Source organism: Arthrobacter sp. NamB2, assembly GCF_005281365.1.
Classification (GTDB): domain Bacteria; phylum Actinomycetota; class Actinomycetes; order Actinomycetales; family Micrococcaceae; genus Arthrobacter_D.
In genome coordinates this window covers 83,743-98,028 of the sequence record NZ_SZWI01000001.1, presented here as the reverse complement: position 1 = coordinate 98,028, position 14,286 = coordinate 83,743, and the positions used below count along the sequence as shown (strand labels likewise).

The following is a 14,286-nucleotide window of genomic DNA, read 5'->3' as shown; positions in this document are numbered from 1 at the left end:
GCCGGGTCAGAGCAGCTTGCGCTCCGTGGCCCAGCGCGTGAGTTCGTGGCGCGAGGACAGCTGGAGTTTCCGGAGCACCGCGGACACGTGTGTCTCGACGGTCTTCACGGAGATGAAGAGTTCCTTCGCCGTCTCCTTGTAGCTGTAGCCGCGTGCGATCAGCCGCATAACCTCCAGCTCGCGCGCGGAGAGCCGGTCGAGTTCGTCGTCGACGGCGACGGAAGCCGTTCCGAAGGCATCGAGGACGAAGCCGGCCAGCCGCGGCGAGAACACGGCGTCGCCTGAGGAGATGCGCTGCACGGCGTCGGTGATCTCGGGTCCTGAGATCGTCTTGGTGACATAGCCGCGGGCCCCTGCACGGATGACGGCGACGACGTCCTCCGTCGAATCGGAGACGCTCAGGGCGAGGAACCGGGACCGCGTTCCCCGGGTCGTGCACCGGTGGATCACTTCCGCGCCGCCCCCTCCGCGACCTCCCGGCAGGTGCACGTCGAGGAGCACGACGTCGGGCTCCGTGGAGCTGACTACCGCCTCCGCCTCCTCCACCGTCGCCGCCTCGCCGAGGACGCGGATCGACGCGCCCAGCGCCGCACGGAGGCCGGAGCGGAAGATGGCGTGATCGTCCACGATGACCACGGTGACGATCACCGGTGCTGCCTCGTCCACCGCTTCGTTCTGGCTGTCCACGTCTCCCTCTCCTGGCCGCCCTGCGACCGTCCGCCCCTGTCGCGCCCATAGTTCTCCGCCGTTGCGGCGGCAGTCCGTCACGCCAGCCTAGACGCCGTTCCGGGCAGACCTGGGCAGACGGAGGCGCACCTCGGTGCCGGCCTCGTCACTGCGGAGCTCCGAAGAGCCACCGTGCCGGCGCATCCTGCTGTGGATGGATTCGCGGATCCCCAGGCGATCTGCCGGCACCGCGTTCGGATCGAAGCCATCGCCCCTGTCCCGGATGAACACCTCGACGGCGTCGGTACCGGCCTCGAGATAGACGGAGACCGCGACCCCCGCATGTTTGGCGGCGTTGAGCATCGCTTCCCTCGCCGCCTGCGCCAGAGCGTCCTCCGCCGGGCCCAGGACGGCGTCTCCCACGGCCACGACTGCGACAGGATGCCCGTAAAGGTCCTCGATCTCGCCCGCCATGACGCGCAGCCGCTCAGCGAGGCTGCCGGGGTCCTTCGCCGGGTCGGCGAAGAGCCACTGGCGCAATTCGCGCTCCTGCGCCCGCGCCAGCCGCAGCACATCCGTCTCGGAATTCGCCCGGTTCTGAATCAGCGCGAGGGTCTGCAGCACGGAGTCGTGCAGGTGTGCAGCGATCTCCGCGCGCTCCGTCTCACGTACCCGGGCCGCACGCTCCGCCTCGAGGTCGCGCCACAACGTAAGGCCCCACGGTGCGAGGACCAGGGCGACCCCGGCGAGGACGGCGAGCACCGCCACGACCGTGGCCATCGTCAACGTCCACGAGCCGGTGCTCGACAGCGCGACGAGGACGCCTGCGACGACGAGCACGATGCCCGCGAGGAGGCGCAGTGTTCCGCCGGCCCGTCCCGCGCCCGCCCTGTTCATGACCCGGGCCCGACGCACCTCGTCGAGTTGCGACCATGCCAGAGCTGCTCCCGTGGCCACGACGGCGATCGGGACGAGGAAACCCCAGTTGACCTGCACTCCGAGCAGTTGCACCACGAGCACCGCCGCCGCGAGCAGCAACCCCGTTCCGAACAGGATCTCCCGTCGGCCCGCGCGCAGCGTCCGATCATCCAGCCCCTCCGCATCGAAGGGACCCTGCTCCGGCGAACGGGATGCACCGGCCGCCGACGCCTGTCCAGAGTCCCTTGCCGCGGCACCGTCGTCGGACGGACCGGGCGTCCCGACGTCGTGCATGAAGGCTGCCGGCCCGGTCTGCCTCCCTGCCTGCGCCGCCTTGTCCGCTGCGGTCGGCACGAAGATCCAGAGCCAGGCGTACAGGAGCACACCTGCGCCCGAGGCGAGGGTCAACAGCGCCATCCCGATGCGGACCCAGGAGGGCTTGATCCCCAGATGGACCGCGAGTCCGGCGCAGACACCGGCTATCACGCCGTCGGATCTGCGCAGCAGCGGGGGTCTCATGTCCTCATCAAAACATGCACCTGCAGGGTGGGAGCCCCTCCCGGAGCAGATTCAGGGGGCGCTCAGGGTTTAATCAGGGTAGGCCCCGATAGCCGCACCGGACCGTCGAGGGAAGGATTGAGGCATGACATCAGCACCAACACCAGGCGGGCCGTCCTGGCAGCAAGATCCGGCCACACCCGCTCCTGCGGAGCCTCCCGCGTCATCGTCGTTCTTCCGTTGGATCCGGGGCCTCGACATCACCAGGGCCCCCGATCGCTGGGTCGGCGGAGTCTCGGGCGGCGTAGCCCGCCGCACGGGCCTCGACCTGGCCCTGGTGCGCGGCCTCATCGTGATCCTCGCGGTCTTCGGCGGCATCGGCGTGCTGCTGTACGGGCTCGCCTGGGCCCTGCTTCCGGAACCGGACGGACGCATCCACGTCGAGCAGGCCGGCCGCGGATCCTGGACGTCCGGCCTCACCGGAGCCGCAGCGCTCGTGGCGATCGGTCTCTGGCGCCCGAACCTGCCGTTCCTCGGCGAGGGCGGTGCCGGCGGCCTCCTGTGGACGCTGTTCTGGATCGGCGCCGTCGTGCTGTTCGTGTACTGGATCATCAACCGGTCCGGCGGCGGCCGCATCGTGCACGGAGCACCAGGCGGTCCACAGGACGTCGGCGGAGGCCCTGCCGGCACACCCCACAGTCATGGAGGGCCAGCGGCCTTCCCGCCCGCGCCTTTCGGACCGGCGAGCCGGCCCGTGCCGCCCACGCCCGGTGAACGCATGGCCTTCACACCCTCCGCCGGCGCCCCAACGAGCGGCACCGGACCAGCACTCCCTCGCACCGCGCCTGATGGGGACGACGGCGATCCCGACGTGGGCCGCGCGCGGGACGAGACGCTCGAGCAGAGGACCATTCCCCTGCCACAGCATCCGGGAGCGCTGACTCAGCCCCTGCCCGCCTCCGCCCCCCTGCCCCACAACCCCGCCGGCACCGGGTGGACCGGCTCCTCGACGTGGGCAGGATCGGGGTCGCAGTATCCGGCGCCAGGGTTCTACGGAGCGGGATCTCCGCCGTCCGGTTCCAGCCCGGGAACCGCCCGCCCCCGCCCCGCGCGGCCCTCCGGATCCGCGACGGCGCTCCTCGTCGGCGGAACGGTCATCCTCGCGGCAACACTCCTGACGCTCGACTACCTGGACGTGCTGGACCTCGTGAATCCGGCAGTGGTCGCCCTCGCAGCGGCTGCGATCGTCCTCGCCCTCGGCGTCGTGGTACTCGGGGCTCGTGGTCGAACCTCCGGTCTTGTCGGTCTGACGGCGGCGCTCGCGACCATCGGTGCACTCGTCTCGTCCTTCACGATCGTGGGAGGGGCCTGGATCGTGGCGCAGGAGAACCGGACCACGCCGACGTCCCTGCGGGCAGCGGAGGGCGGTTACAGCATCATGGCGGCGCACACGACGATCGACCTGACGGAACTGCCCCGGCCGGCGAGCGACATCACGGTGCCGGTCAACTCCCTGGCCAGCGGCGTGACGGTGATCGTTCCGGAGGACGTCTTCGTACAGATCCGGACGCGCATGGCCCTCGGAAACGCCGAGGCGATCAGCGACGCTCCGCCGCTCGGCGAGTCCCGCTCCGAGTTCAGCGACCGGGAAGGACTGCTGCAGCTGAGCAACGGCGAGCTGAATCCTGATGCTGCCGGGGCAGCCCTGATCCTCGAGGTGCGGGGCGCGCTCAGCGACGTCTCGATCACCACCGCCCCCGGCACCGACACCCTTGCAGGAGACACACCATGAGCACTTCGATCACCGAGCAGAAGCGACGCCCACGCGTCACCACGATCGTCTGGGGGGCCTTGATCCTCGCCATCGCCCTGCTCGTCCTCCTCAGCCAGTTCATCGCGCTGTCGATCGATCCGGTGGTGGTGGCGCTCGGCCTGCTGATCGGCGTCGGGCTCGCCCTGGTCGCCGGAGGGATACTCTCCCTCCGCTCCCGGGCGACGGCCGACGGCGGAGATACGGACCGATCAGCGAACGAAGCCGGACGGGACGGCGACAGGGACGGCGACAGGGACCACGACAGAAACCACGGCTCGGATACCACCGCGCCCTACTGACCATCCCCACAAGCACAGACCACCAACGAAAGGCACACCATGCAGTCCTTCTACCGTTTCCTCCGCTCCTCCCCCATCAAGCGCGGTCCGGGAGGGATCCTCGGCGGCATCGCCTCGGGCATCGCACACCAGTACGGGTGGCGCGTGAGCTACGTACGCATCGCGATGCTCCTCAGCTTCCTCCTCCCGTTCATCGGTCTTCCCCTCTACCTGGTCCTGTGGCTCCTCCTGCCGACGACGGACGGCAGCATCGCCTTGGAGAAGGTCGTGTCCGGGTCCCGGTGACGGGTGACAAGCACAGGAAGGGCCATCCGCGCAGTCAGCGCGGATGGCCCTTCCTGCTGCATGACCTGCAAGGATGGATGCCGTGTCGAGAACCACCGCTCCCCGCAACGTCCCGCGCCTGCTCATCGCGTCGTGCGCGTTCCTGTTCATCTCCGGATACTTCGTGGTGCGGTTTCCCGACGTGGAGGGCGCGAGCTACGCGTCGTACGCCTTCAACCTGCTGATCGCGCTGCCGGCGTTCATCGCGCTGGTCCGGCAGCTCGGCGCCGCCCGCGGGTCCGCGGCCCTCGTGGCAGTGTCGCTCTTCGGCTACCTGATCGAGGGATTCGGCGTCGCCACCGGAATGCCGTACGGCCGGTTCTACTACGGCGATCCCCTGGGTCCCACGATCCTCGGCCTCGTGCCCTACCTGCTGCCCCTGTCCTACGTACCCCTGGTCATCGGCGCCGTGGCTGTCGTGTCGGGTCACGGGACGACGCTGCGCAGGATCGTCCTCGGCGGCCTGATGCTGGTCGTGATCGACGGCGTCCTTGATCCGGGCGCCGTGTCCCTCGGCTTCTGGATCTGGCCCGACGGCGGCCCGTACTACGGAGTGCCGCTCTCCAATTACGGCGGCTGGCTCATCTCGGGGCTCATCGCGTCCGCGCTCGTCACCTGGATCGGCGGCCGGCGGCTCACCGAGGTGCCGCTTCGGCCGGGCCTGCTCGACAGCCTGCTGGTCTCGATGTTCCTGTGGCTGGGCGTCTGCATCTTCTCGGGGCTCGTGTTTCCCGCCGTTCTCGCCGCTGCACTGATCGTCCTCGTGGGGCGGCGTCGCCTGCAGCTCGCGCGCTCGGCCACCACGGCACGCAGGGACGACGACACCGTCCCGGCCGCTCCGCGATCCTGACCGCAGAGACTCAGTGCAGCCGGTGCCAGCGGCTCCGGCGGAACGAGTGGTCCGCGCGATGCTTAGCGGGCTCTCGATCAGGCGGCGGGACCGAGCCGATCCAGCAGCTTCTGCGTCGACATCATCGCCCCGCCGAGCACGGCCGGCAGGCCTCCGCCCGGGTGCACGGACGCTCCGACGCGCCACAGCCACGGCCGCAGGGGATCCGAGTAGGGCGGGAGGTGGAACGGTCCGCTCAGCCAGGCCGGGTGCACCGCGCCGTACAGCGCCCCGCCGGCGGATCCGCGCTCGCCGAAGTACCCCGGGTCCAGAATCTCGTAGGTCTCGAAGTAGTCCTCGACGGGCTCCGGCAGTCCCAGCACGTGCGTCGTCCGATCGAGTTCGTGACGGACGAAGGGATCGTCGAGGCGATAGGTCTTCCCGTTGGCCGGCGCGGTGAGGAGCAGCGCCAGGGTCGGGGACGAGTTCGGGTAGACCCCGTTCGCCGGGTAGTAGTTGACGAACGCCATCGTCTGCTCGGGTTCGTCGCCGGTCTCGAGCCGCGCGTACAACGCGGCTGGGTCGTCGGGCATGACCACTCCGTGGCGCGGCGTGCCCTCGGGCAGTGGCCGGGCCAGCACGGCGTAGATCGCCACCGCCGAGCAGGTGAGCTTCCCCGGCACTCGCGGAGCGCGTCCGGACAACAGGCCGCCGAGCCGGTTGGCGTCGATGCCGCTCACCACGGCGTCGGCCGGGTAGGTGCCCCCGGCCGTGGTGACCCGGCGTCGCGCGATGCGCTGCACGGGTTCACCCGTACGGATCTCGACGCCGGCGTCGACGGCAAGCCGTTCGAGCGCCAGTACCAGCTCGTAGACGCCGCCGTCGGGGATCCAGACGCCGTCGTTCGCCATGATCGCCGGCATGCTCGCGTACAGCGCGGGCGTCCTGGTGGGACTCACGCCTGCATTGAGCGTGTGGATCGCGATGACCTCGCGCAGCCCTTCCGGCAGCCAGTCCAGGCTGCCCAGGTAGCTGCGCGTCGTCAGCCTCCGGCCGTACAGCCCGGCGAGTTTCGCCAGCGCAGGATACGCCGTGGCCTCGAGCGGGCCGGTGGTGAGCAGTCGCGACACGTCGGCACCCAGGATGCCGTGCTCGGCGGCGAAGCGCGTCCATGCCTCGTGCCACGGGTGTCCCTCGGGCACCGGCAGCACGCACTCCTCCCCGCGGTAGTAGTAGGTGCCGACCTCCGGCAGCCTCTCCAGCCGGAGGTCGGCGATGTCCGAAGCACTGCCGGACGCGGACGCTCCGACGGCATCGAGCCTCTGCAGGAGGTCCTGCCAGACGGCCGGGAAGGTGAACAACGACGGCCCGGTGTCCATCCGCTGCCCAGCGACCTCGATGCGCCGGCTCTTGCCTCCGACGTCGTCGGACGCCTCCAGCAGGGTGACGCTGTGACCCGCTCGTCCGAGCAGGGCGGCAGCGGTCAGGCCACCGATACCGCCACCGACGACGACGACACGGCTCACCGGTACAGGCCCAGCGTGAGGCCCACCACGAGCTGGACGCCTGCGACGGTGCCGGCCACATAGGGGAACGCGATCGAGTACCGGTACAGCCGGTGCCCCGTCGCCGGCCGGGGATCCCGGTAGAGGCCGACCAGGAGCCAGCCGGCGATCAGGGCATTCACCACGGCGACCGGGATGCTGACGAGGGCGAAGCATGCGGTGGAGAGAGCCCACCAGGCCCCGCTCCAGCCGACGACGCCGCGCACCCCGAGCCGGACCGCCGTCGTCGTGATGCCCACGCCCCTGTCCTCGTCGATGTCCTGGACGGCGTCGTACGTGTGCTTCGCCGCGCTCCAGGCCATGAGGCCGAGCGCCGCGGACCAGACCGGCTCGTCGCCCAGGGCGTAGGGCACGAACACGAGCGGGAGGGCGTAGGCCGCATTGCTGATCGAGTCCAGGTACGGCCGGGCCTTGAAGCGCAGCGGCGGCGCCGAGTAGAGGACGAACACGACCGCGTAGAGCGCGATCCATGCGAGCGCCACCGGCGGGAGGGTGAGGGCGAACCAGGCGAGGAACGGCAGGTTCGTGACGAGGACGGCGACCCAGATGGCCCGGACCTCGGAGGCCCTGATCCTTGCGCCTTCGAGCGAGCCCTTCCGCGGATTGAGGGCGTCCGTGTCCTGGTCGAAGATGTCATTGACGCCATAGATGAGCAGGTTGAACGGCAGCGTGAGCCAGACCAGGAGCGCACATGCCTCCCACTGCCACAACGAACCGACGAGCCACATGCCGACCACGCCGGTGCCCAGGGTATTGATCCACAGCACCGGTCGGGAGATGGACACCATGCGCAGCGCCGCTGGCGCAAAACCTGCCTGGGGCACTGCTGTGTCCTCCTCGGACCTACGGGGTGACGATCCGCGGGAGCTGCGTCCGCGTGCGCCGGATGGTGCCAGCCTACGTGGTCCGTAGCGGGGTGGACGGCCCGGGAACGACGAGTCACCCCCAGTGTTCCCGACAGTGTGACGCAGTCGGGTGGGGAGTCCCGTGTGTGTCTAGAATCATAGTTGGGCCCGACGGTGTGCTCCTGATGAACCACCCACCCCCCTCGTCGAAGGAACCCACGCCCCATGAAGATCGGAATCCTCACCAGCGGCGGCGACTGCCCCGGGCTGAACGCCGTCATCCGCGGCGCGGTGCTCAAGGGCATCAAGACCCACGAGCAGGAGTTCGTCGGATTCCGCGACGGGTGGCGTGGCGTCGTCGAAGGCGACATCATCGACCTGCCCCGCCATGCGGTCCGGGGCATCTCGAAGCAGGGCGGCACGATCCTCGGGACCTCGCGGACCAATCCCTTCGAGGGCAAGGGCGGTGCGGAGGCCATCAAGGAGAACCTCGACCGGCTCGGCATCGACGCGATGATCGCGATCGGCGGAGAGGGCACGCTCGCGGCTGCCAAGCGCCTAACGGACCTGGGCCTGAAGATCGTCGGCGTCCCCAAGACCGTCGACAACGACCTCGACGCCACGGACTACACCTTCGGCTTCGACACGGCCGTGCAGATCGCCACCGAGGCCATCGACCGGCTCCGCACCACGGGCGAGTCGCACAGCCGCTGCATGATCGCCGAGGTCATGGGCCGCCACGTCGGCTGGATCGCGCTGCACGCGGGCATGGCGTCCGGCGCGCACGCCATCCTGATCCCGGAGCAGCAGACCAGCATCGAACAGATCGCCGAGTGGGTCTCGACGGCGAACGCCCGAGGACGTGCACCCCTCGTCGTCGTCGCGGAGGGTTTCGTGCCCTCGCACATGGAACAGGCGCACTCGGAGCGCGGGCTCGACACCTTCGGCCGCCCCCGTCTCGGTGGTATCGCGGACCAGTTGGCCCCGGAGCTCGAGGCACGAACGGGCATCGAGACCCGGGCCACGATCCTGGGCCACATCCAGCGCGGCGGAGTCCCGACGTCGTTCGACCGCGTGCTCGCCACGCGCCTCGGCATGGCCGCTGTCGACTCCGTCAAGGACGAGCTGTGGGGCACCATGGTCTCGCTCAACGGCACGGAGATCGCCCACGTCGGCTTCGAGGCGGCACTCGGCAACCTCAAGCGCGTTCCGCAGCACCGATACGACGAAGCTGCGATCCTCTTCGGCTGAGCTCGTGGAACTGGACCCGGGAACCGTCTCGATCATCCAGCTCGCCTGGTCGCGGCTGCTGGGGCTCGACGACGACGCACTTGCCGGCGGCGGCCCCGACCGCCTATACAGCCTCGACGACGACGCATCCGTGCTGACCTTCGTCACCCTGTTCGGGCAGGAGGTGCTCAAGGGACCGGCGTGGGCCATCGACGCAGGGCGGAGCATGTCGGGGCTCGAGCTGCGCAGCCACTCGGCGCTGCTCACGCTCAGTCGCAACCACGGGGGACGCGGTCTCGGTGAGGCGCAGCTGTACTTCTGCGACGTCCTGCCACAGTTCGACGGACCGCCCGCCGTCGTGTCCCGCGAGCAGCTGCTCGTCCGCGCGCTCGAGCGAAGGTGCCCGCCCGACGACGTGGCGGAGGCTGGCCTCGGCGGGGCCGAACACGCCTTCGTGCTGGTGGCAGAGGGCGACGACGCGGACAACGGGCAGCCGACGCCGCTTGCGGGCGCGGGGTACGACATCTGGGAGGGCATCCTGGCGCACACCGCCGTCATCACGCCGCCTGACGAACGACGCAAGGGATACGCGCAACGCATAGCCGCCGTCGCCGTCGAGGAAGCGATGGCTGCCGGCCTCGTCCCCCAATGGCGCGCGCGCACGGACAACACCGCCTCGCAGCGCACCGCCCGACGGGCGGGTTTCGCCTTCGCCGGGACACAGACCTCGGTCATCCTCGACGCCTGACACCGAGCAGCGGGCCGGCGCGAGGGTAGCCCCCGCCCGGGCGACGCAGCAGTGGGTATCCGGCTATCAGCGTTTTCCCAGCGAGTCACGGTCGGCCATCGATCATGTTACGGAACAGCAACCGTGCCCCCGATCGAGCCGTTCGACCGACGTCGGTTGTTAGCGTTGAACCGGTGAAATTCTCCCCTCGCCTCGGCACACAGCCCGCGACCACACTCCGGTCGACCCTCGGCACCACGTTCTACGGGGCCCTGATCGGTCTGGTGGAGCTTGTCCCGGGGGTCTCCGGCGGTACTGTCGCACTGGTTCTCGGGGTGTTCGACCGCGTGGTCGCCTCGTCCAATCACCTCATCCGAGGCTTGGCTCGCATCGTCCTGCGACGCGACCGACAGGGTACAGGGTCTCGCCTGGCCGGTGTCGAGTGGACCCTGATCCTGCCCCTTGCCGTCGGCATGTTCGTAGCCCTGTTCGCCCTCTCGAAGCCCCTGCACACTTTCGTCGACACGCAGCCGACACTCTCCAGCGCCCTGTTCCTCGGGATGGTGGCGGCGAGCTTGCTGGTGCCCATCACCATGGCCCGGGACGCAGGTCCCTCGACCACGAGCTCGAGGGTTCTCGGACCCGTCGCCGTATGTGCAGTTGCAGCTGTGGTGTTCGTGCTCCTGGGCCGGCCGTCATTACAGGTCGAGGATCCGTCCGGGTGGGTCGTGGTCCTCAGCGGAACGGTCGCGGTCTGCGCCTTGGCCCTCCCCGGGCTCTCGGGCTCCTTCATCCTCCTGACCCTCGGCATGTATGAGCCGACGCTCGAGGCGGTCAGCACCCGGGACGGCGGCTACTTGTTGCTCTTCATCGCTGGTGCCGCCCTCGGACTCGTCTCCGTGGTCCAGGCCCTCTCGTACCTCCTGCGCGTGCACCGGCGAGCAACCCTCCTGGTCGCGACAGGGCTTATCCTCGGTTCGCTCCGGGCACTGTGGCCCTGGCAGGACGGCAGCGCCCTCCTTGCACCCGACGACGCCTGGGCGGTCCCGCTGCTCGCGTGCGTGGGCGGTGCAGCCCTGGTCCTCCTGCTGTGGTGGCGCGACCGCCGGTCAGTACGGCCCGCAATCCTGTCGACGCGCGCTCGGTGACGGCGACTCCACGCAACGTCCCGCCGAGCACACTGGCAATTCCGAGCTACGGTGCGGTCCCGCAGCGGACTGGCTCCATGGAAGGGCAGACATGACGGACGAACAGGAAGTACCTTCGACCAGCGCCGATGAGGAACAGCGGGAAACGGTTCCCCCGCGTGCGATGCTGGGCGATATCCGTAGCGGAGCAGTTCTCTCGGCGCTCACGACGACGACCGCCCTCCTCGGGCGAACGCTCATCATCGCCATCGCGATCGCAGGACTGGTGTATCTGCTGTCGGCGCTGCGGGTGATCGTCCTCCCCCTCGTCCTGGCCCTCCTCCTGTCCTCGGTCCTGTGGCCTGTCAACAGGATCCTGCGGTCGTTCCTGCCCCGCGCGGCAGCCGCGGTGACCACGGTTCTCGGCCTGCTGGTCGCGGTGACCGGAGTCGGGTGGGCGGCAGCGAGCCTGTCCGTGGACGGCGTCCGCGAACTCCTCAGCAAGGCCGTGGACAACGCACGACAGCTCGGAGACTTCGCGGAGTCACTGCCCTTCACCGTGCCCGACGTCGACGTACTCATCACGTCCGCACTGGGCTGGCTCCAGGCACACGCGGGTCAGATCCTGTCCCAGGTCTCCTCGGGACTCGGAACGGTCGGGTCCGTGACCGTGACGGCGCTGCTGGCACTGGTCCTCACCTTCTTCTGCCTGAAGGACGGCGACCGCTTCTCCCGCTGGCTGCTCAGGTGGACGACCGGGACTGTCTTCGTGCACATCGCGGAAGTGTCCACGAGGAGCTGGAGGACCTTGTCCGCATATGTGTCGTCACAGGCTGCCGTGGCGCTCGTGGACGCCGTGTTCATCGGTACGGGGTTGTGGATCCTCGGGGTGCCGCTCGCTCTCCCGTTGGCGGTCCTCATCTTCTTCGCAGGGTTCCTGCCCGTCATCGGCGCCGTTGCTACCGGGTTCCTTGCGACGCTCGTGGCTCTGCTGTCGGATGGCTGGATCACGGCGCTGATGGTATTGGGCATCGTGCTGCTTGTGCAGCAGCTCGAAAGCAACGTCCTGCAGCCGATCCTGGTGGGCAAGTCACTCAAGCTTCATCCCGCTGTGGTACTCACGGGGGTGACTGCAGGAGGTTCGCTGTTGGGCATCGTGGGAGCATTTCTCGCGACACCCGTCATCGCCGTAGCCGTGGTCCTCCTCCAGTACGCGAGGGAGCAGATGCTCGAACCTACTTCACCGACCCCCCGTGATGCCGCCGAGGAACCGACCATGATCGGGACGGGGGCTCCCGGTAAGTGATGGACGAGTATGAGGCTGAGGACCGCGCCGGTAGGATTGGACACCGTGTTTGCCGTGAACGCTGGAAAGACGAGCATGAGTAGGATTCGGTCTTCTGTTCCCCGACGGGAGAGCAACGGCACGGGTGGGGGTTACCGTCCGGAGGTCCAGGGCCTGCGCGCGCTGGCTGTACTCATGGTCGTGTCCTATCACATCTGGTTCGGCCGGGTGTCGGGCGGGGTCGATGTCTTCCTGCTGATCTCGGCATTCCTGCTGACGTTGTCGTTCCTGCGGAAGGTCGAATCCGGGCGCCCGCTGGACCTGACCCGCCACTGGCTGCACCAGTACAAGCGGTTGCTTCCGGCTGTCGTGGTCGTCATCCTCGGCACGCTTGTCGCATCCAGCCTGCTGGTGCCGCAATCGCGATGGTGGGACATCATGGGACAGTCATGGGCGTCGCTGTTCTATGTGCAGAACTGGATACTGGCCGCCGACACTGTGGACTACTACGCCGCCGATCACAGTCAGGCCAGCCCTCTGCAGCACTTCTGGTCGCTGTCGGTGCAGGGGCAGGTCTTCATCCTCTGGCCCGTGCTGTTCCTTACCAGTGTGCTGGTGTCGCGCCGGTTGCAGCTCAGGTTCCGCAGTGTCGTCCTGATCGTGTTCGGTGCATTGTTCGTCGCCTCGCTGGCGTTCTCCGTCCGGGAGACCTACACGAACCAGGCATTCGCGTATTTCGACACGCGCGCCCGGCTGTGGGAATTCGCCTTCGGCACGCTGCTCGCGCTGGCATTGCCGTACGTCCGCCTGCCGCGCGTCGGCCGCATCGTCGCGGGCTGGGTCGGCGTGCTCGCGATGCTGAGCGGCGGTTTCCTGCTTGATGTGCAGGGCCAGTTCCCAGGATATGTAGCCCTGTGGCCGCTGATGGCGGCTGCCCTCGTGATCGTTGCAGGGCAGACCCGGAGCGCTGTCGGAGCGGACCGGTTCCTGTCGTCGAAGCCGCTGGTGCGCCTGGGGAATCTGTCCTACGCCCTCTATCTGTGGCACTGGCCCGTGTTGGTGCTGGCGTTGGCATGGCAGGACCGCCCGACGCCGGGCGTACTCGGAGGCCTCATCATCATCGCGGTGTCCCTCGTGCTGGCCTACGCCACGATGCGCTTCGTCGAGCGCCCCCTGCGGGCACTGACGTGGGCCGACAGACGGCGCCGGAATGCCGTGATCGTGCTCGCGGCGTGCCTGGGGCTCGTCGCAGTTCCCCTGACCGCCTGGCAGCAGAGCCTGAGGATCGAATCGGAACAGATTGCGGCCGAGGCCAGCAGAAACAACCCGGGGGCCCTGGTGCTGGATTCGCGCTTCGGGGTCACCGCCCCCGAAGGGGTCCCGCTCGTCCCTTCCGCAAGCACTGCCGCCCACGACTACGCCAGCCTCCATGCTCCCTGTTCAGGGAGGTACGGCACGGACGCCCCACTGCTGCAGGGGATGGGCTGCTCCGTCATCGTCGACCAGGAGGCGCCGGATCGCACCATTCTCGCGGTGGGGAACAGCCACGTCCAGCAGTGGCTCGCTGCCATCAAACCGATGGCGGAGGAGAACAACTGGGCAGTGGTGGCCGTCGTGAAGGGTGGGTGCCAGTACGTCGGCCACGAGGAGACGGTAGCCCCTGACTGCAACGAGAGGAACACCCAGGCCACCGACTACATTCTCGGTCTCCGTCCGGACGTGGTGTTCACCACGGGAACCTACTCGATCGCCGATGCACCCTTCGAGTTGCTTCCCGGTGGGTTCAGTCGGGGTGCCTCCGACCTGATGTCCCAGGGCATCCCCATGGTGGCTGTCCGCGACAACCCCCGCTTCCATCAGAACATGATGGAGTGCGTGGAGAAGTTCGGGGCGTCGTCGGAAGCGTGCAACCCACGAGAGGCCGACGCACGCGACATGGGAGAAGTATCGCCCATCGCGCAGATGGCAGCCATCACTCCGGGCCTCTCGACCATGGACCTCAACGGCTACATCTGCGTCTCGGAAACCTGCCCCGCCGTCATCGGGAACGTTCGCGTGTACCTCGATGACAATCACCTCACTGCTACCTACGCCGGGACGTTGAGGCCGTTCTTCGAGGAGCAGTTCAGGGACGCCATCGGATGGTGACCGGCACGAGCA

13 protein-coding genes are annotated in these 14,286 nt (G+C 68.7%); 9 read left to right on the top strand and 4 right to left on the bottom strand.

All coding sequences use genetic code 11. The features are described from left to right. Positions 1–6 precede the first annotated feature (6 nt). Complete coding sequence (locus tag FDK12_RS00475; RefSeq protein ID WP_317616694.1) at positions 7–687, bottom strand: response regulator transcription factor; 681 nt, start codon at positions 685–687, stop codon at positions 7–9. 87 nt (positions 688–774) lie between these two features. Next, positions 775–2,103: an ATP-binding protein gene (locus FDK12_RS00470; protein ID WP_137367766.1), complete on the bottom strand. Its 1,329-nt coding sequence runs from the start codon at positions 2,101–2,103 to the stop codon at positions 775–777. 124 nt (positions 2,104–2,227) lie between these two features. Between FDK12_RS00470 and FDK12_RS00465 the strand changes: the two genes are divergently transcribed. The 4 genes from FDK12_RS00465 to FDK12_RS00450 all read left to right on the top strand — a co-directional run bounded on the left by FDK12_RS00465 (position 2,228) and on the right by FDK12_RS00450 (position 5,368). After that, positions 2,228–3,874, top strand: coding sequence for a PspC domain-containing protein (locus tag FDK12_RS00465; RefSeq protein ID WP_137367765.1), 1,647 nt, complete (start codon positions 2,228–2,230; stop codon positions 3,872–3,874). Then, positions 3,871–4,194, top strand: a complete 324-nt coding sequence (locus tag FDK12_RS00460; RefSeq protein ID WP_137367764.1) for a hypothetical protein — start codon at positions 3,871–3,873, stop codon at positions 4,192–4,194. Before FDK12_RS00465 ends, FDK12_RS00460 begins: the two co-directional genes overlap by 4 nt. Positions 4,195–4,233: 39 nt before the next feature. Further along, positions 4,234–4,479, top strand: coding sequence for a PspC domain-containing protein (locus FDK12_RS00455; RefSeq protein ID WP_137367763.1), 246 nt, complete (start codon positions 4,234–4,236; stop codon positions 4,477–4,479). An 82-nt stretch (positions 4,480–4,561) separates the two neighbouring features. Continuing rightward, complete coding sequence (locus FDK12_RS00450; protein ID WP_189636212.1) at positions 4,562–5,368, top strand: carotenoid biosynthesis protein; 807 nt, start codon at positions 4,562–4,564, stop codon at positions 5,366–5,368. A gap of 77 nt (positions 5,369–5,445) precedes the next feature. Here FDK12_RS00450 and FDK12_RS00445 read toward each other — a convergent pair whose 3' ends face one another. Both FDK12_RS00445 and FDK12_RS00440 read right to left on the bottom strand, forming a co-directional pair. After that, positions 5,446–6,873: a phytoene desaturase family protein gene (locus tag FDK12_RS00445; RefSeq protein WP_137367761.1), complete on the bottom strand. Its 1,428-nt coding sequence runs from the start codon at positions 6,871–6,873 to the stop codon at positions 5,446–5,448. After that, positions 6,870–7,736: a UbiA family prenyltransferase gene (locus tag FDK12_RS00440; protein ID WP_223262999.1), complete on the bottom strand. Its 867-nt coding sequence runs from the start codon at positions 7,734–7,736 to the stop codon at positions 6,870–6,872. Before FDK12_RS00440 ends, FDK12_RS00445 begins: the two co-directional genes overlap by 4 nt. Before the next feature lie 246 nt (positions 7,737–7,982). Between FDK12_RS00440 and FDK12_RS00435 the strand changes: the two genes are divergently transcribed. The 5 genes from FDK12_RS00435 to FDK12_RS00415 all read left to right on the top strand — a co-directional run bounded on the left by FDK12_RS00435 (position 7,983) and on the right by FDK12_RS00415 (position 14,274). Beyond that, positions 7,983–9,008, top strand: a complete 1,026-nt coding sequence (locus tag FDK12_RS00435; RefSeq protein WP_104118784.1) for a 6-phosphofructokinase — start codon at positions 7,983–7,985, stop codon at positions 9,006–9,008. Positions 9,009–9,012: 4 nt separating this feature from the next. After that, positions 9,013–9,735, top strand: coding sequence for a GNAT family N-acetyltransferase (locus FDK12_RS00430; RefSeq protein WP_137367760.1), 723 nt, complete (start codon positions 9,013–9,015; stop codon positions 9,733–9,735). 173 nt (positions 9,736–9,908) lie between these two features. Continuing rightward, a complete protein-coding gene (locus tag FDK12_RS00425; RefSeq protein ID WP_189636211.1) occupies positions 9,909–10,862 on the top strand; it encodes a DUF368 domain-containing protein in 954 nt (317 codons plus the stop codon). Positions 10,863–10,953: 91 nt separating this feature from the next. Then, a complete protein-coding gene (locus FDK12_RS00420; protein ID WP_137367758.1) occupies positions 10,954–12,147 on the top strand; it encodes an AI-2E family transporter in 1,194 nt (397 codons plus the stop codon). Positions 12,148–12,222: 75 nt separating this feature from the next. Continuing rightward, complete coding sequence (locus FDK12_RS00415) at positions 12,223–14,274, top strand: acyltransferase family protein (RefSeq protein ID WP_137367757.1); 2,052 nt, start codon at positions 12,223–12,225, stop codon at positions 14,272–14,274. Positions 14,275–14,286: the final 12 nt, after the last annotated feature.